The sequence below is a fragment of the Streptomyces sp. NPDC007164 genome, assembly GCF_040634135.1.
In the GTDB taxonomy this organism is placed as follows: Bacteria; Actinomycetota; Actinomycetes; order Streptomycetales; family Streptomycetaceae; genus Streptomyces; species Streptomyces sanglieri.
The window spans coordinates 45643-63266 of record NZ_JBEYFB010000006.1 but is presented as its reverse complement, the minus strand read 5'-3'; the positions used below and the strand labels follow the sequence as shown (position 1 = coordinate 63266).

Sequence of the window (17624 nt, the reverse complement as noted above, 5' to 3'; positions counted from 1 at the left end):
GCCGTACGTCAGACGGACTTCTGGTACGAGCGGAACGTACGGGTCGACAGCCCGACCGCGATCACCGCGAGCACCAGGAGGGCTCCCCCGCGGCTGAGCACCAGCCACCGGTCCGGGTCCGCGGACAGTGCCGAACGGCCCGCCACCGTCGCCCAGTCGACGGGGTTGAAGTCGGCGACGTGCCGCATCCAGGACGGCATCTGGCCCGGGGCCATGAAGGAGGAGGAGAGGAAGGTCAGCGGCAGCAGCAGGAAGGTGTTGATGCCGATGATCGACTCGCGCCGGCGGACCAGCATGCCCAGGGCGTTGGAGAACGCGCCGAAGACCGCACCGAGCAGCACCGAGCAGCACCGAGGCGAGGACCAGGATCAGCAGTCCGCCCGCACCGCCCGGGTAGGAGGCCCCGGCGGCCCGGCCGAGCAGCAGGATGACGACGGACTGCACGGCGGTGCCGATGCCGGTCTCCACGACGTTGGCGTTCATCAGCGCGCTGCGGCTGACCGGCGTCGTCAGGAAGCGGTTGAGCGTGCCCCGCTCGATCTCCTCCAGGGTGCCCATCCCGGCCCACATGCTCGACCCCAGCGCGCTCATCACCACGATGCCCGGGATCAGGTAGTCCAGATAGGACGTGGTGCCGAAGCCGCCCAGTTCGACGACCTTCTTGAAGAGGTTGCCGAACAGGAACAGCCAGATCACCGGCTGGATCAGCGAGATGACCAGGAAGACCGGCTGCCGGACGACCGCCATGAGCCGACGCTGCGTCATGTACCAGGTCTGGGAGAGTGCTTGAGTGCTCATCGGTTGCCTCCGGCGGGGGTGCGGGCGGCGGCGGGGCGGGCGTCCGCGGTTTCGGCCTCGGAGAAGCGGCGTCCGGCGTAGCGCAGATAGACGTCGTCGAGGGAGGGGCGGGCCACGGTGGCGGCGGCGACCGCCGCACCGGCCCGCTCCAGGGCGGCGAGCAGTACGGGGACGGCCGCGGCGCCGTCGTCGGCGCGCACGCTCACCCGGCGGCCGTCGACCAGCACCTCGTGCACCCCGGGCAGTCCGGTGAGCGCGGTGGTGACGGTCCCGGTGCCGCTCCCGGCGCGCAGCTCCATGTGGACGGCGTCGCCCCGGAGTTCACCCTTGAGTTCGTCCGGGGTGCCCTCTACGACGATCCGGCCGCGGTCGACGATCGCGACGCGTTCGGCGAGCCGGTCGGCCTCCTCCAGGTAGTGCGTGGTGAGGACGATGGTCAGCCCCTCGTCGCCGGCCAGCCGGGCGATCTCCTCCCACATCGCCGTACGGGCCTCCGGGTCGAGCCCGGTGGTGGGTTCGTCGAGGAAGAGCACCTCGGGACGGTGGACCAGGCCGAGCGCCACGTCGAGACGTCGCTGCATCCCCCCGGAGTACCCCTTGACCTGGCGGTCGCCCGCGTCGGCGAGGTCGAAGCGGTCCAGCAGTTCGCCGGCGCGGCGCTTGACGGCCGCGCCCCGCATCCCGTGCAGCCTGCCCTGGAGCAGGAGGTTCTCCCGGCCGGTGGCGACCGGGTCGGCGCCGGACTTCTGAGCGACCACGCCGATGGCACGGCGGACCCGGCCGGGGTGGCGCAGGACGTCATGTCCGGCGACGGTCGCGGTGCCGGAGTCGGGACGGGCCAGGGTGGTGAGGATCTTGACGGTGGTGGACTTCCCGGCGCCGTTGGGGCCGAGCAGTCCGAAGACCGTGCCTGCCTCGATGCCGAGGTCCATGCCGCGCAGGGCGGTGACATCTCCGGGATAGGTCTTGATCAGGTTTCGCGCCGCTACGGCGGGCGCACGGGTGCTGTTCCGCGCCGCTGCGGGCGCACGGGTGCTCATGACAGAGCTCTCCTGTGGGTCGGCGTGGTGCTCGGGTGCACCGAGCACTCGGGCATGCCGAGCCGATCCGCGTGAAGAGCTCCGGGCTATCCTTGTTGTGCCGCACCTCGATCGCCCGGTTCGCCCTCACGGCGTGACCGGTCCGGGGTTCGAGACCCCGACGGTCGCTGCTCCAACAGCTTCCGTCGGGGTCCTTTCTCACTCTGGGTCCTGCGTCCAGCCCTTCCGCTCCGGGTCCAGGACGATCTCCTGCTCGTCCAGGTCCTGCCAGTCCTGCGGGACTTCACCGGTCTCGTGGAAGGACTTCCACTCCTCGATGCCGCTGATCGCCCCGTCGGTGAGTTCGTCGCGGAATGCTCTGATCCACTCCAACTGGGCGTCGATCATGTGGAGCTGGTATTCGGTCTCGATGACGAAGACACGGGGCAGCCTCTCCCCCAACTGGCCGAGCACACCCCGCAGGGCCGCCGACCGGTTCGCCAGCGCCGTCGCCCGGGTCTCCAGCAGCTCCGTCACTTCCCGCGGCGGCAGCACCGGCAGCAGTGACAGCGCCGTCTCGAAGACCGGGTATTCGGCTACGGGGACGGCGAGCAGATCGGAGAGCCAGTCCAGCATCTCCGTACGCCCGGCTTCGGTGATGCCGTAGAGCGTGCGCTCGGGGCGGTTGCCCTGCCGCTGGACGCCGGCCACCTCCACGTACCCGTGCTTCTCCAGGTTCTGGACGACGGTGTAGAGCGAGCCGAAATTGATCTTGACGCTGTGTTCCTTGCCGCGCCGCCGGAGCGTCTGGGCGATCTCGTACGGATGCATGGAGCGCTCGGCGAGCAGCACCATGACCGTCAGCGCCAGCGGATTGCCGAGCTTGCGCCGCTTGGCCACCGACCCCACCACCCTCGCTCCGCCGTAACTCGTCATCGAATACTCGTGAGCGAACATATCGCGTTCACCCTGACGCGTCAATCACGATGTATCGCGACTTGCGAGCCGCAGGGCGGGCGGCATGACAGGATCTCGCGCACTGACCGATTTGCGCCGATAACGCCGTCCGGGCGATGCCGGACGGACAGTCCCGAGGCGCCACCAGGGAGGCCGCCCGCGTGAAGGAATCCGATGCGCAACGCCACGGAACCGCGGGGGCGGAGGGGGCACGCCGGAGCCGCGCCGTACTCACCGTCCTCGCCGCGCTCGGCGGGCTGATCGCCGGGTTCAGCTCCCTGGCCGTGGCCGAGCTGGTCTCGGCCCTCGTGCGTCCCGAGGCGGGGCCGGTCACGGCGGTGGGCGGGGCGGTCATCGACCGCTCCCCCACGGCGCTGAAGGGGTTCGCCGTACGGCACTTCGGCACCGGCGACAAGACGGCGCTGGAGCTGGGCATCGTGGTGCTGCTGGCCGTCTTCGCCATGGCGGTCGGGGCGCTGGCGCTGCACCACCGGCGGACCGGATCGGCGGCCGTCCTGCTCTTCGGCGCGGTCGGGGCGGTCGCGGCGGTGGGGCGGCCGGAGGGCAGCGCGCCCGACGCGCTGCCGTCGGTACTGGGCGCCGCGGTGGGCGCCGGAGTGCTGTTCACCCTGACCGGACGGCTCACGACGACTCCCCCTCGGCCGCCCGCGTCCGGGTCGGAGTCGGGGTCCGGGTCCGGGTCGAGGTCCGAGTCCGGGTCGGGGTCGAGGTCCGGGTCCGGGTCCGGGTCCGGGTCCGGGTCCGGGTCCGGGTCCGGGTCCGGGTCCGGGTCCGGGTCGAGGTCCGGGTCCGGGTCCGGGTCCGGGTCCGGGTCCGTTGAGGCGTACCGCGCGTTCGACCGTCGGGGCTTCGTCATCACGGCGGCTGTGGCGACGGCGGTCTCGGCCGGCGCGGGACTGCTGGGGCGGCGCCTCACCTCCTCCGTCCAGGCCGGGGCCACCGCCTCACGCCATGACCTGGTCCTTCCCGTGCCCGATTCCCCGGCACCCGCCGTCCCGGCCGGCGCCGGGCTGGACATCCGGGGGCTGAGCCCCTTCTTCACACCGGACAAGGACTTCTACCGGGTCGACACGGCTCTGGTGGTGCCCCGCCTCGACGCGGCCGGGTGGCGGCTGAGGATCCACGGCGAGGGGGTCGCCCGCCCCCTCACGGTCGGCCTGCACGACCTGCTGCGCCGGGAGATCATCGAGCGGGACATCACGCTGGCCTGTGTCTCCAACGAGGTCGGCGGCCCGTACATCGGCAACGCCAGGTGGCTCGGGGTACGGCTGGCCGACCTGCTGCGCGAGGCCGGGGTCCGCCCGCCGTCGGCGGGCGGACCGGCCGACCAGCTCGTGGCGCGGTCCGTGGACGGCATGACGATCGGCACACCCGTCGAGGCGGTCATGGACGGACGCGACGCGATGCTGGCCCTCGGCATGAACGGCGAGCCGCTGCCGTTCGCGCACGGCTTCCCGGTCCGGATGGTCGTACCCGGCCTGTACGGATACGTGTCGGCCTGCAAATGGATCGAGGACATCGAGCTGACCACGTTCGACGCGTACGACGCCTACTGGGTCCGGCGGAGCTGGGCCCAGCAGGCACCGGTCAAGACCGGGTCCCGGATCGACACCCCCCGCCCCCTGGCCTCCCCGGAGCCCGGCACCGTCCCGGTGGCCGGGGTCGCCTGGGCGCAGCACCGAGGCATCTCCCGGGTCGAGGTCCGGGTGGACGGCGGGAAGTGGCACACGGCCCGCCTGGCCGCCGCCGACAACCGGGACACCTGGCGCCAGTGGGTCTGGGAGTGGCCGGCCACCTCCGGCCGCCACACCCTCGAAGTCCGTGCGACGGACGGCACCGGCGCCACCCAGACCGGCCGGCGGACCGGCACCCTTCCGGACGGCGCGACGGGCCGGCACTCGGTGGTGGTCGACGTCTCCTGAGCCCGATACGTGCCGCGCTGCCGCCCTCCGTAGGCTGGCCGGATGAATCCGACGAATGCTGCGGGCCGCGTGGACCGGCCGGACCGGGTGGCGGGTGCCGTCGTGGGTTCGGCGGTGGGTGACGCGCTGGGCGCGCCCTTCGAGTTCGGGCCCGCCGGTGTGTACACCGCCCGCTTCCCGGACGGCATAGGCACGATGTGCGGGGGCGGCGGCTGGGATCCGGGCGAGGCGACGGACGACACGCAGATGGCGGTGCTGGTCGCGGAATCGCTGCTGGAGCGGGGCGGTCTCGACCTTCCCGACATGTTCGGCCGGTTCCGCCGCTGGGCGGCGGGCGACCCGAAGGACATCGGGCTGCAGACCGAGGACGTCCTGACGAGCGGCGAGGAGTGGGACCTCGCGGCGGCACTGCATTTCCAGGTCAACGGGCGTGCGGCGGGCAACGGTTCGCTGATGCGGGCGGCCACCTCCGCCGTGTACTTCGCGGCGCGGGGCCGTACCGCGACCATGGACGCCGCCCGCCGGATCGCCGCCCTCACTCATGGCGACCGGGCCGCCTGGGAGGGCACCGCCGTGCTCCACGAGCTGATCCGGGTGGCGCTGGACGGCGGCGATCCGCTCTCCGCCGTCCCGGACGCGCTGGCGGGCGTGCACGAGGACCATCGCGGGCGCTGGGCCGGCGTCCTCGCGCCCGGCTGGCACCCGGAGGCGGCGACGGAGTTCAACGGCGCGGTCTGGCCGTGCCTGGGCACCGCGCTGTGGGCGCTGCGCACCAACGGACTCGTACGAGAACGCGCTGACCGCCGCCGTGGACGTGGGCGGGGACACCGACACGGTGGCCGCCGTGACCGGCGCCCTGGCGGGTGCGGTGTATGGCTTCGGCGCGATCCCCGCGCGCTGGACGGAGCCCTTGCACGTGCCGCTGCCGGGGTACGGGGACCGGGTGCTGCGGACGTCCGGTCTGGTGGACCTGGCACGGCGGCTGGACGGTGCATCACCTCGTGTGGTTCCCACGGATCTCCGTGAGCCCTGAATCTACACATAAGGGTGATATAAGCGCAGAATGGCATAAGCAGGCTGCTTATCGCGCACAAGTGGCGGGTGGTCTGCACGGAGCGAAGGAGACGAACCCCATGTCAAACCTCTCGCGCACCGGCCGTGACATGGCCAGTCACCCCGATGTTTCCGAAATGCGCGATCGCTATGCCCGCATGCTCGGTGGCCGCGATGTGGCCCTGGTGGACGCACCGGTGTTCCTCGTCGGTCTCTACTGCGCCATCTCGCCGTGGGTGCTGCACTTCACCGCGAACCAGCCCACGCTCGCGACGCACAACCTGATCATGGGAATCGCGATCGCCGCGCTGGGCCTCGGGTTCACCGTCATGCCGGAGCGCATGTACGGGCTGAGCTGGGCCATCTGCGCCATGGGGATCTGGACGATCCTCTCGACGTGGATCGTCGGCAGCAGCCCCGACCTCGGCGTCGTCCTCAACAACGTCATCATCGGCGGCCTGACCGTACTGCTGGGCCTGGCCTGCGCGGCCGTGTCCATGAAGAGCGGCAAGCGGACGGTCTGAGAAAGGCGGGCACCCGGTCCGGAAACCTCTGAGAACAGGCATACGCCCCGGCCGGTCCGCGCGATGCGGACCGGCCGGGGCCGTCATGGCCGCCGTTGTCGTCGCGGCCGTCATGGCCGTCCCGGCCGCCGGGACCGTCGCGGCCGTCGCGGCCGTCCCGTGGGTCAGCTCTCCCGGAACGGCAGGTAGTCCACGTCGTACCCGAAGTACCGCGGCCCGGCGAGCGCCAGGCCGCCCGGGGTGGTCCAGCGCGGGTCGCAGGGCGCCGCGAGAACGCTGACGCGCAGCCCGTAGCGCAGGCCCTCGGTGGTCACCGGGTCTCCGGTGTCGGTGTCCAGCACGCAGATCAGGTCGGGCGTGGTGGCGACCGTCTCGCCGTCCCGGGTGGCGAGCAGGTGCTCGTTCTGGAAGCCGAGTTCGAGCACCCGGCCGGCGTCGTCGCCGATGCCCTCGATCCGCGCGTTGCCCCGGGCGAAGCCGCCCTCGGTGCGGCGGCTGACGTCGATCACCTTGCCGGTCAGCAGATGGGTGCCGGACAGCATGGTGCGGGCCGCGAGCACCGGGTCGGTGTGCGCGGCGCGCGCCTCGCGCACCGCCGCGCCGAGCCGCTCGGCCAGCGTCAGCGTGGCCGGGACGAGCCCGTCGGTGAGCTGGTCGCCGCGCATCACGGTGTCCGCGCTGGAGATCTGGCAGCCCAGCTCCACGCAGACCGCCCGCGCGATGCGCTCGGCGGCGTGGTTGGAGACGGCGTCGACGATGATGCTGTTGCCCTTGTCGTCGGCGAGCGCCATCGGGGTGTTGGCCACCCCGATCAGTCCGGGCAGCACCATCTGCGCCTCGGGGAAGGCACGGCCCATGGCGTCGCCGTCGACCAGCGGCAGCCCCGCCTCGGCGGCGCAGGCGATCGGCAGCATGGAGTTGACGCCGCCGACCTCGATCGGTGCGATGTGGGTGGCGGCCCGGCCGATGTGCTTCTCCAGGGCGCGCAGGGCGGCCACCTCCTCGCCGCCGGCGGGGACGCGCTCCAGCAGTACCGTCGGCGCCCCCATCCCGGAGACGGGGACCACCGTCGCGTCGTCCGGCACCTCGTCGAAGGCGACGAGCCGGACCGGTCCGTACTTGCGGATGGCCTCACGGGCCAGCAGCTTGCCGATGTACGGGTCGCCGCCGCCGCCGGTGCCGAGGATGCCCGCGCCACGCGCGATGTCGTCCAGGTTGTCGAGGTTGATCTCACGCATGTGACGCTGCTCCATGGGTGTCGCGCGCCCCGGCCGGGGCGCGGGTGGTGCCGATGCCGTTCAGGTCGAGGTCGCCGACCGCCTTGACGCGGATCCGGGTCGCGCCGCCGGGCAGATAGGCCAGCGGGACCTCCTCCACGTCGACGATGCGGACCGTGCCGGGCCTGGCGCCGGCGCTCTCGGCCCGGCCCACGGCTTCCTCGCGGGCCTCGGCGAGCACGGCGTCCCGGCGCCCCTCCGGGACCTGGAAGACCCGGTCGACCTCGCCGCCGACCTGGGCTATGGCGGCGCCCACCGCGTTGGCGACGTCGAAGTGGCCGGGGCGGCGCACATCGTCGAAGCCGGGCAGGGCCGCGGGCACCAGCACGCTGCCGCCGCCGACCGCGACGACCGGCAGTGGCCCCGCCGAGGTGCGCATCCGGTCGACGGTCTCCGCCAGCCGCTCCGCGATCCGGTCGAGCGCGCGGGCGGTGAACTCCGGGTCCAGGTGCGCGACCCGGGCGCGGTCACCGATGTCGGCACGGCCCGCGGCGACCGCGAGATCGGTCGCCGTCAGGGTGCCGCCGCCGAAGACCAGCGCCTCCTCGGTGAGCCGGAATCCGACCGAGCGGGGGCCGGTCTCGCCGTCGGGCGACACCAGGGAGCCGCCGCCGATGCCGAGCGAGAGGACGTCGGGGATACGGAAGTTGGTCCGGATGCCCGCGGCCTCGCTCTCGCCCGCCGCCTCGCGCGGGAAGCCGCCGGCCAGGATGCCGACGTCCGCGGTGGTGCCGCCGACGTCGACGACCGCGCAGTCCCCGAGGCCGGACAGGAAGGCGGCGCCGCGCATCGAGTTGGTGGGCCCGGAGGCGAAGGTGGCCACCGGGTAGGCGCGAGCGAAGTCCACGTCCATCAGCGTGCCGTCGTTCTGCGACAGGAAGAACGGGGCGGTCAGCGACACCTCGGCGAGCGACTTGGCGAACGACTCCACGATCGCGGCCGCCAGGTCGCGCAGCGCCGCGTTGATGATCGTGGCGTTCTCCCGGGCCAGCAGTCCGACCCGGCCGAGTTCGTGCGAGAGCGAGAAGTGCACGCCGGGGCCCAGTTCGGCGCCGAGTATCTCGGCGGCCCGGCGCTCGTCCTCCTCGGCGACCGGGGAGAACACGGACGAGACGGCCACCGAGGTCAGGCCGCGCGCGGCGATGTCGGCGGCGGTGCGCCTCAGCTCCTCGGGGTCGAGCGGTGACAGCGGCCGTCCGTCGAACTCCCGCCCGCCGTGGCAGAGATATCCGTGCCCGCCGACGGCCGCCCGCTGGCGCTCCGGCCAGTCGGTCATCGGCGGCAGCGCCGCGGTGGCGGGCAGACCGAGACGTACCGCGGCGACGGGGGCGAGCCGGGCGCCCTCGATCAGTGCGTTGAGGAAGTGCGTCGTGCCGATCATCACGGCGGTGACGGACTCCATCGGCGGGTCGAGTGCCCGGATCGCCGAGGTCACGCCGGAGGTGATGTCGGAGGTGGTGGGGGTCTTCGCGGTGGCGATGATCCGGTCGTCGTCCCCCAGAAGGGCGGCGTCGGTGTTGGTTCCTCCGACGTCGATTCCGATGCGCATGGTGTGTCTGTCTTTCGTAGGGGGTGGGGGTGTTCGGGTGGTGTACGGGTCAGGCGGTGGCCTTCGACGACCAGGCGGTGCCGGTCTCCGCCTCGATCGCCGCCGCGGGGCGTACGGGCTGTTCGAACGGCAGGTCGCGGGCGCCGCGCACCAGGCCGAGCTTGCCGAGGACGACATAGCCGAGTCCGGCCAGCAGCAGGGAGTTGAGCGCCGGGATGCCCCACCACTGGTAGTGGTCGCCGAGCCAGCCGAACAGGGAGGCGGCGGCCCACAGGGCGATCGTGGCCGGAACCCAGCTGGGTTCGGTCTCGGGCAGCCGGCCGGCGGCGCGCGAGGCGTCCAGTTGCGGGCGCCACTTCTTCACCACGAAGTACTCGGCGACCATGATGCCGGCGACGGGCGGGGTGAGGACGCCGAGCACCGTGAGGAAGTCGGTGAACCGGTCCAGGATTCCGGCGGCCGCGGCGAGGCTGCCGAGCACGCCGATCGTGACGGTGGTGCCGACCCGGTTCAGCCGGACCTTGAAGAGCGCCTCGACCGCGCCGATCAGGCCGAGCGACGAGGAGTACAGATTCCAGTTGTTGATCTTCACGGTGGCGGAGACCAGGACGATGACGCCGATGACACCGGAGGAGGACGTGATGATGGCGATCAGGTCGGAGGACTTCACCGCGTAGGCGAGCAGCACCCCGCCGAGGCCCAGCACGTACTCGCCGAGGCTGATGCCCACGACCGTCTGCTTGACGACGTCGCCGGTGTTGCGGTTGAAGCGGGTCATGTCGGGGGTGGTGACCGCGCCGACGATGTACGAGCCGGCGACGATGGTCGCGCCGGTCGCGATGGACATGTGGGCGCCGAACGGTGCCGAGGCCACCAGGTCGCCGACGTTGTGCCGGGAGAATTCGACCATCATCGCCCAGCCCGCGAGGCCGAGGAAGGCGGGAACGGTGACGAAGGCGGTCCAGCCCATGGCGCGGAAGCCGCGCAGGACCAGCGCGGTGACGCCGAGCCCGCAGATCAGGCACCAGGCCCAGACCGGCAGCGCGGGCACGATGGAGTGCAGCCCGGCCGCGAACACCGCGGTCTGCACACCGAACCAGCCGAACAGGCTGACCGCGATGACGAGTCCGATGAGGGTGGAGCCGTAACGGCCGAAGCCGGTCCAGCGGACCAGCATCGAGGTGGACAGGCCCTCCCGCATGCCGGCTATGCCGACGAATATGCAGACGATCTCCAGGATCACCGAGCCGAGCGTGAACGCCCAGAACGCGCCCCAGAAGGAGAGTCCGGCACCGAGCGCGGCACCGAGCAGGAACTGCGTCAGGTCGGAGAGCTGGCCGAAGCGCTGTACGGCGACGTTGAACCAGGAGTAGCGGGCCGCGCGCGGCACCCGCTCCAGTGGGTAGTCCTCGTCCTGCGGCGGCTGTGCCGGTGTCTGCGTGAATGGCTCTTGGTGCACATCGAACTGCTGGGTCATGGGGACGGGTCCTCGGGTGAGCGGGCGAGCGGGCGGGCAGGAGGGCGCAGCAGCACGGCACCGGCCTGCTGCGGTGGGGCGGGGAGCGGGGTTTCAGAGCGGGAGGGGCGGCCCGACGGCACGGGCCCGCAGGAGCACCGCCCCGGGCAGATACGGCACCGGAAGGTCCGGTTCCGAGTGGGTGCGTACGCGCCTGGGGTCGGCCCCGGCCCGTACGGCGCCGGCCCGGGCCAGGTCGCGTACTTCGTCCCGTACGGCGTCGAGCCGCCGGCCGGGACCCCGGCGGACGATGCGGTCGTACTGGCCGCCGACCGGGCTGGCCGCCGCGCCGAACGCCCCGGCGACGCCGCCGTGTTCGGGCCGTACGACGTCGAAGCCGGCCAGCACGTCGGCCGGTACGCCGCCCGCGCCGCCGCCGACCAGGATCAGCGGGAGGAGTCCGGCGGCCGGGCGCATCCGGTCGGCGGCCTCGGCCAGTTCGCGGTGGGCGTCGGCGCCCACGGTGATCAGGTCGGGGAAGCGCACGCTGACCGGGACGCCGCCGATGCGTTCCCCGGGGCCGGCCTCCTGGGGGTAGCCGCCGGTCAGCGCCCCGACCCGGGCGCGGCGTTCACCGATGTCGGCGACCACGGCGTCCGGGAGCCCGGCCAGGAGTCCGGCGCCCCGGATGGTGCAGGCGGGTCCGCTGCCCAGGCTGAGTCCGGGCTGACGGCGCAGGTACTCCAGGCTCATCAGCGTGCCGTCGCTGCGGGTGACGAGGACGGCGGCTCCGGGGGCGAGGCCGAGCCGGGGCAGCATGGCGGTCAGTTCGTCGGCGACCCGGGCCACCAGCACGGACAGAGCCGCGTCGAGGACCGTGGCGTTCTCGCGGGCCAGCAGGTCGAGGGTGCCGACGTCGCTGGAGAGCAGGACGGTCGTGTCGGGGCCGGTCTCGGCGCGCAGGATCTCGGCGGCCTCCCGCTCCTGGCCGCCGTCGACGGGCGAGAACACCGCGGTGACGGCGAACGCCTCGGCGCGTCCGGCCAGCGAGGCGCCGAACCGGGCGACGGCGTCCCGGTCGAGCGGCGTGGTGTCGCGGGGCGCCAGACCGCCGCCGCCCCGCACGTTCGCGGTGCCGGCGCACACGGCGTCGCGCAGCGCCCCGGGCCAGCCGAAGAGCGGCCGCACGGCGTCGGCGGCCGCGCCGCCGACCCGCAGCACGCCGACCCGGGCGAGCCCGTGCCGTTCCCTGACCGCCCGGGCGGCGACCCTCAGGCCCACGGCGAGCTGGGTGGCCCGGCCGCGCGGCTCGGCGGGGAGCGCGCGGACGGCGGCGGCGAGCGATCCGACGGCGTCCCCGGCCACCGAGGGCACCTTGACGGCCCGCACCGCCCGGCCCCCGTCGAGGAGCACGGCATCGGTGTTGGTGGGCCCGACGTCCACTCCGAGGATCATGAGCTGCCCCCCGGAGCCCGGCGCATACCCGTGGTGCCCGCGAGGCCGGCCAGGCCGAAGGCGGCGGGACCGGCGAGCCGCAGGCCCTCGGGCGTGTACCAGGCGGGGTCCGAGGGGAGCGTGACGAGATGGACGCGCAGCCCGTAACGGACCTCCTCGACCGGGACGGCCCAGCCGGTCCGCACGTCGACCAGGGCGATGACGTCCGGCACGACGGCGAGCGGGGTGCCGTCCTCCAGGGCCGCGACGAATTCGCTGCGCGCCTCGACGAGCACCAGCCGGCCCGCGTCGGGTCCGCCGCCCTCCAGCAGGACGCCCGTGGCGTCGTCGCTGTCGGCGCCCTCGGTGGCGTATCTGCGGACGGAGGAGACCTTGCCGGTCAGCAGCGGAGCCGGCCCTTCGCCCCGTCCCAGGGCAAGGGCGCGGGTGACCGATCCGGCGACGGCGTGCCGGGCCGCCTGCCCGGCGGTGAGGGGGTAGTCGGTGGACGCGGCGCGCCCGCCGAAGGCGACGACGGCGGCGCGGGCGAACTGTTCGAGGTGTGCGCCGTCCACGTCGTCGACCACGACGGTGTGGCCGTGTTCGTCCGCGAGGACGGCCGGTCCGGGGCGCAGCCCGGCCAGCTCCAGGACGTTCTGGTCCATCCGGGGAAAGGCCCGGCCCATCGAGTCGGCGTCCAGCAGCGGCAGCCCCAGCCGGGCCGCCCAGGCGACGGCGACACAGCCGTTGAGGCCGCCGATCTCGCTGCTCATCACCGCGGCGACCGGTGCGCCGTGCAGCGCCTCGAAGCGGTCCCGCAGTCGTGCGGGCTCGTCCCGTCCGCCGATCCGTTCGGCGGCGACGGCGGGCGATCCCACCAGCCCGACGGGCATGACGAGTGCGTCCGCCGGAAGCGCGGCCGGGTCGACTACGGGCACCGGACCGCATTCCTCGATCGCCTGTCCGGCGGCGGGAAGGGTCACATCGGCGGGTCCGCCGCCCCCTGATCCAAGGACGGCACAGCCCCGCGCGAAGTCGGCGAGTGCTCCGGCGTCCACGTGCATGAATCCCAGCGTACGGAGCGGGATCGCGCTCCCCATGGGCCATGGGCCCGTGATTCGGCGGCCGGGTGTGCTCGTGGCACAGCGGCGGCACACTGGAGGGATGGCGAACATCCTGGAGCTCCTCTCCTCCCCCGGACTCGAAGCGGTCCGCCCGCTGGTGGGCCCGCTCGACGCGGTGGAGGTCACGGGGGTACGGCTGGAGCCGCGCCCGGACCGGCTCGCCGCGATCCCCGCCGGGACGGTCGCGGTGCTGCTGGCCCCGGTGCCGGGGCATCTGCTGGACGTGGCGGTACGGGACGCGGCCGCGGCGGGGGCCACCGCGCTGGTCCTGACGGGTGTGGCCGAGGCGCCGCACGGGCTGCCCGCCGAGGTGACGGCCACGGCGCGGGCGCTGGCCGAGCGGGGCCGGGTCGCGGTGCTGTCCGCCGAGGGGGACCTCGCGGCCCTCGTGGTGGCGGTGGAGCGGGCGGTGGCCGGGTCCGCGGCGGACGCGCTGGCCCGGGTCGCGGCCGCGGCGCGGGAGGTGACGGCGGTCGCGGGCGACCCCGCCCGGGTGGCCGCGGCGGCCGGCCGCGCCCTGGGCGTATCCGTGGAGCTGCGCGCCGCCGGTCCGGGCGAGGACGGCGCGGTCGCCGCGGGCCCGGACGGCGAGATCCGGCTGGCGGCCCCGGCCCGCCCGGGTCACGCGGGTACGGCGGTGCGCTCGGTCCTCGCGCTGGCGGCGCTCGCCGCGGCGGGCGGCGGGCACGGCGACGTACCGGTGCGCTCCCGCGGCCGGCTGCTCGCCGAACTGCTCGTGGCCCCGCAGGACCAGGCCGCCCGGCTGGCCGCCCGGGGCCGGGCGCTCGCACTGCCGGTGGACGGCTGGCACATCGCGCTGCGGGTGGAGGCGGGCGGCCTGGACGCCTCGAACCGGCCGAAGGCGCTGGACGCGGTCATGTCCCAGGCACTGACCCTGCTGCGGACCTGGGACGGCGTGGTGGCGGCCCCCTCCCCCGCCTCGGCCCCGCAGCCCGCCGACTCCGTCCAGTGGAACGCCGCCCTGGTCGACGACGCCCTCGTCCTGCTCAGCACCTGGCCCGCCGACCCGGGGGCGGACGGACGGCGCGCCACTCTGGCGCGGGCCCGCCGGGTGGTGGACCGGCTGGCCGGGCTGCGCCCCGAGGCCGGTCTGCGGTGCGGCGTGGGCTCACCGCACCGGGGTCCGCTGGGCATCCGCACCTCCGCCCGGGAGGCCCGTGCCACGGTGCCGCGCGGCGCGGGGCCCGCGGTGGCGGCGCACGACGCGGTGGGCCTGGACCGGATGCTGCTGGAGTGGTACGCCTCCGACACGGCGCGCGAGGCGGTCAGCGAACTCCTCGCCCCGGTACTGGCGTTGGGCCCGGAGCGCGCCGAGCCACTGCTGCGCACGCTCCAGGGGTACCTGGACCACAACAACTCGCCGGCCCGCGCCGCGGACGCGCTCCATCTGCACCGGAACGCGGTGGGTGCCCGCATCCGCAAGATCGTCCAGCTGACGGGCGCCGATCTGAACGAGCCGGATGTCCGCCTGGCGCTCCAACTGGCCTGCCGCGCGGGCCTGTCCGCCGACCGGAACGAGCCGGCCACGACCATCAGCGGCGCAGCCGCCGGCGGCACGGCCACCGGCGCCGCCCCCGACGGGCCGTCGCCCGGCCGGGACCCCGCCCGTTGACGCCCCGGCCCCAAGGATCCGAGGACCGACCATGCCGACAACCTCCGCCCTCCTCGACCGCGTCCGGGATGCCCACGCCCGCATCGACGCGGTGCGGCGCCCCGAGCTCTGGATCGATCTGCGCCCCCGGTACGACGTGGAGGCGGAGGCCGCGCGGCTCGACGCCCGCCTGACCGCCGGCGAGCGGCTCCCCCTCGCCGGCCGCCTGCTGGCCGTCAAGGGCAACATCGACGTGGCCGGCCTCCGCACCACCGCGGGCTGCCCTTCGTACGCGTACGAGCCGGGCTCCGACGCCCCGGCGGTGGCCCGGCTGCGTGCCGCCGGAGCCCTGGTGATCGGCACGACCAATCTGGACCAGTTCGCCACCGGCCTGACCGGCACCTGTTCCCCGTACGGCGCGGTGGCCTGCGCCTACGATCCCGACCGGGCCGGCGGCGGTTCGAGCTCCGGTTCGGCGGTCGCCGTGGCCCTGGGCATCGTGGATCTCGCCCTGGGCACCGACACCGCGGGCTCCGGCCGTGTTCCCGCCGCGTTCAACGGCGTCTTCGGAGTGAAGCCGACCCGCGGTCTCGTCCCGACGGACGGTGTGGTCCCCGCCTGCGCGAGCCTGGACTGCGTCACCGTCTTCGCCCGTACGCTCCCCGAGGCCGAACAGGCGATGGCGCTGATGGCGACGATGGCCCCGCGCCCCGACCGCACCCGCGTTCCGGGCCCCTGGCGGATCGCGGTCCCGCCCACCGCACAACTCGGCGAACTCGCCCCGGGCAGCGCGGCCGCGTTCGAGTCGGCGGCCACCCGGCTCCGCACGGCAGGCGCCGTACTCCGCCCGATCGACCTGACCCCGTTCACCCGGGCCGCCTCGATGATGTACGACTCCGCTCTCGTCGCCGAGCGCTACACCGCGGTCGGCGCGTTCGTCGACGCCGAGCCCACCCCGCCCGGCCTCGATCCCACCGTGGCGGGGATCATCACCGGGGCCCGCGGCATCCCGGCGCACCGGCTCTTCGCCGACCAGGCCCGGCTGGCCGGCCTCCGCGCCGCCGCGACGGCCACCCTCGGCGACGCGGACGCCCTGCTGCTGCCCACCGCGCCGGAACACCCCACGCTCGCCCAGGCCATGGCGGATCCGCGGGCCGTCAACGCCCGCCTCGCCCGGTTCACCGGCTCCACCAACCTGTTCGGCCAGTGCGCGATCGCGGTCCCCGCCGGTGAGGTGGACGGCCTGCCGTTCGGCGTGATGCTGATCGGCCCGGGACACACCGACGAACGCCTCGCCCGCATCACCGAACTCACCGGGCTCGCCGACCGCACCTCCCCCATTGCCCCCGGAGACGGTTGACCACTCGCCAACACACCTGTTCCACTGGGTGGATGCGCCCTCGGCTGCGGCTGGTGACCCGCGACCACATCGACTTCGGTCGCGTGTGGTCCGCCTCGTGTTGCCGCTGACCTTTCCCACGTCAGCGCTTCCCACGACCGGTCTTCCACTTCTCCGCAGCACGAGATGAGGCTTCGCCATGCCCGTCGAGTTTCTCGGCATCGCAGCAACGAACGAAGGTTCCGAAGTGACCGCCCGCTCCGGGCCGTCCTTCGACAAGAAGTACACCCTTGAGCTGGCCCGCGCGCACGAGGACCACGGCTGGGACCGGGTGCTGTTCGCCTACGGCTCCGGCTCCCCCGACCCTTCCCCGGCCGCCGCCTACGTCGCCGCCCACACCGAGAAGCTCCAGATCCTGGTGGCGCACCGCCCCAACGTCTCGTACCCGACGTTCGCGGCCAAGACCTTCGCGACCCTGGACCGGATCAGCGACGGCCGCCTCGCCGTGCACTTCATCACCGGGGGCAATGACCACGAGCAGCGGCGCGAGGGCGACTTCCTCACCAAGGACGAGCGGTACGAGCGCACCCGTGAGGCCATCCGGATCATCAAGAGGGCCTGGACATCGCACGAGCCCTTCGACCACGAGGGCACGCACTACCGCTTCGACGACTTCGTGAGCGACACCTTCCCCGTGCAACAGCCGCGTCCACAGGTCTCGTTCGGGGGGTCCTCACCGGCGGCGTACGCGGCCGGGGGCGCCGAGGCCGACATCTACTGCCTGTGGGGCGAACCGCTGGCCCAGACCGCGGAGCAGATCGCCTCGGTGAAGGAGGCCGCGAGGGCGGCGGGCCGTACGGACGTGCCGAGGATCCAGGTCGCCTTCCGCCCGATCATCGCACCCACCGAGGAACTGGCCTGGGAAAAGGCCCACCGCACCCTGGCCCGGATCAAGTCCCGCAGGCCCGGCACACCACCGAACACCCCGGAGAACACCGGCTCCCGGCGCCTCCTCGCGGTGGCCGCCGCGAACGACCGCCACGACCGCGCCCTGTGGACACCGACCGCGGCGCAGACCGGCGGCGCCGGCAACTCGACGGCCCTGGTGGGAACCCCGGAAACAGTGGCTCAGGCCCTGCTGGACTACTACGACCTGGGCGTGGAAATCATCTCGGCCCGCGGCTACGACCTCCTGGACGACGCCATCGAATTCGGCCGCCGAGTCATCCCACTGGTCCGAGAGGAAGTAGCCAAACGGGACGCGGCCCGCACCCCCGAATAACCCAGCTCGTCCAGCGAAATCCAGCCCATCCGGCCAACTCCAGCCGGTCCAGCCAACTCCAGCCCGCCCGGCCGACTCCAGCCGGTCCGGCCAACTCCAGCCCGTCCGGCGATTGAGGACCGGGGTCCGGGGCAGAGCCCCGGTTACGGGAAGGGGCGGGGAACAGCCCCGCCCCAGGCGCACCCCGCCCCGCACCCGGCCCCCGCAACGCCGACCGCACCGCACCGCACCCGCACCCTCACCCGCACCCCGGCAAA

Annotated in this window: 11 protein-coding genes and 3 pseudogenes; 6 read left to right on the top strand and 8 right to left on the bottom strand. The window is 73.7% G+C overall.

The genetic code is table 11. From position 1 onward, the window contains the following. Nucleotides 1–8 precede the first annotated feature (8 nt). The 3 genes and pseudogenes from ABZ622_RS11715 to ABZ622_RS11705 form a co-directional block, all read right to left on the bottom strand. Nucleotides 9–798, bottom strand: a pseudogene (locus ABZ622_RS11715) (ABC transporter permease). Beyond that, a complete protein-coding gene (locus ABZ622_RS11710; protein ID WP_360542182.1) occupies nt 795–1838 on the bottom strand; it encodes an ATP-binding cassette domain-containing protein in 1044 nt (347 codons plus the stop codon). The pseudogene ABZ622_RS11715 and the gene ABZ622_RS11710 overlap by 4 nt, the downstream one beginning before the upstream one ends. Nucleotides 1839–2036: 198 nt before the next feature. Then, nucleotides 2037–2717: a PadR family transcriptional regulator gene (locus ABZ622_RS11705; RefSeq protein WP_360542317.1), complete on the bottom strand. Its 681-nt coding sequence runs from the start codon at nt 2715–2717 to the stop codon at nt 2037–2039. A 218-nt stretch (nt 2718–2935) separates the two neighbouring features. Between ABZ622_RS11705 and ABZ622_RS11700 the strand changes: the two genes are divergently transcribed. From ABZ622_RS11700 to ABZ622_RS11690, 3 genes and pseudogenes are all read left to right on the top strand, one after another. After that, the gene (locus ABZ622_RS11700) at nt 2936–4717 is read left to right on the top strand and encodes a molybdopterin-dependent oxidoreductase (protein WP_360542181.1); all 1782 of its coding nucleotides are present in this window, start codon (nt 2936–2938) and stop codon (nt 4715–4717) included. Between the two features lie 42 nt (nt 4718–4759). Continuing rightward, nucleotides 4760–5750, top strand: a pseudogene (locus tag ABZ622_RS11695) (ADP-ribosylglycohydrolase family protein). 100 nt (nt 5751–5850) lie between these two features. Continuing rightward, complete coding sequence (locus ABZ622_RS11690; RefSeq protein ID WP_360542180.1) at nt 5851–6294, top strand: SPW repeat protein; 444 nt, start codon at nt 5851–5853, stop codon at nt 6292–6294. 164 nt (nt 6295–6458) lie between these two features. Here ABZ622_RS11690 and ABZ622_RS11685 read toward each other — a convergent pair whose 3' ends face one another. The 5 genes from ABZ622_RS11685 to ABZ622_RS11665 form a co-directional block, all read right to left on the bottom strand. Continuing rightward, nucleotides 6459–7532, bottom strand: coding sequence for a DUF917 domain-containing protein (locus ABZ622_RS11685; protein ID WP_317868056.1), 1074 nt, complete (start codon nt 7530–7532; stop codon nt 6459–6461). Then, the gene (locus ABZ622_RS11680) at nt 7525–9120 is read right to left on the bottom strand and encodes a hydantoinase/oxoprolinase family protein (protein ID WP_360542179.1); all 1596 of its coding nucleotides are present in this window, start codon (nt 9118–9120) and stop codon (nt 7525–7527) included. Before ABZ622_RS11680 ends, ABZ622_RS11685 begins: the two co-directional genes overlap by 8 nt. 49 nt (nt 9121–9169) lie before the next feature. Beyond that, the gene (locus ABZ622_RS11675; protein ID WP_360542178.1) at nt 9170–10597 is read right to left on the bottom strand and encodes a cytosine permease; all 1428 of its coding nucleotides are present in this window, start codon (nt 10595–10597) and stop codon (nt 9170–9172) included. Nucleotides 10598–10690: 93 nt separating this feature from the next. Beyond that, nucleotides 10691–12031: a hydantoinase/oxoprolinase N-terminal domain-containing protein gene (locus ABZ622_RS11670; protein ID WP_360542177.1), complete on the bottom strand. Its 1341-nt coding sequence runs from the start codon at nt 12029–12031 to the stop codon at nt 10691–10693. Next, nucleotides 12028–13074, bottom strand: a complete 1047-nt coding sequence (locus ABZ622_RS11665; protein ID WP_360542176.1) for a DUF917 domain-containing protein — start codon at nt 13072–13074, stop codon at nt 12028–12030. The genes ABZ622_RS11670 and ABZ622_RS11665 overlap by 4 nt, the downstream gene beginning before the upstream one ends. A gap of 100 nt (nt 13075–13174) precedes the next feature. On the opposite strand from ABZ622_RS11665, the gene ABZ622_RS11660 reads away from it, so the two are divergent. The 3 genes and pseudogenes from ABZ622_RS11660 (at nt 13175) to ABZ622_RS11650 (ending at nt 17367) form a co-directional block, all read left to right on the top strand. Further along, nucleotides 13175–14767, top strand: coding sequence for a helix-turn-helix domain-containing protein (locus ABZ622_RS11660; protein ID WP_360542175.1), 1593 nt, complete (start codon nt 13175–13177; stop codon nt 14765–14767). Nucleotides 14768–14798: 31 nt separating this feature from the next. Then, nucleotides 14799–16049 (top strand): annotated as a pseudogene (locus ABZ622_RS11655) (allophanate hydrolase); the annotation flags it as partial. 235 nt (nt 16050–16284) lie between these two features. Then, the gene (locus tag ABZ622_RS11650; protein ID WP_360542174.1) at nt 16285–17367 is read left to right on the top strand and encodes an LLM class flavin-dependent oxidoreductase; all 1083 of its coding nucleotides are present in this window, start codon (nt 16285–16287) and stop codon (nt 17365–17367) included. The last annotated feature ends 257 nt before the right edge of the window (nt 17368–17624 follow it).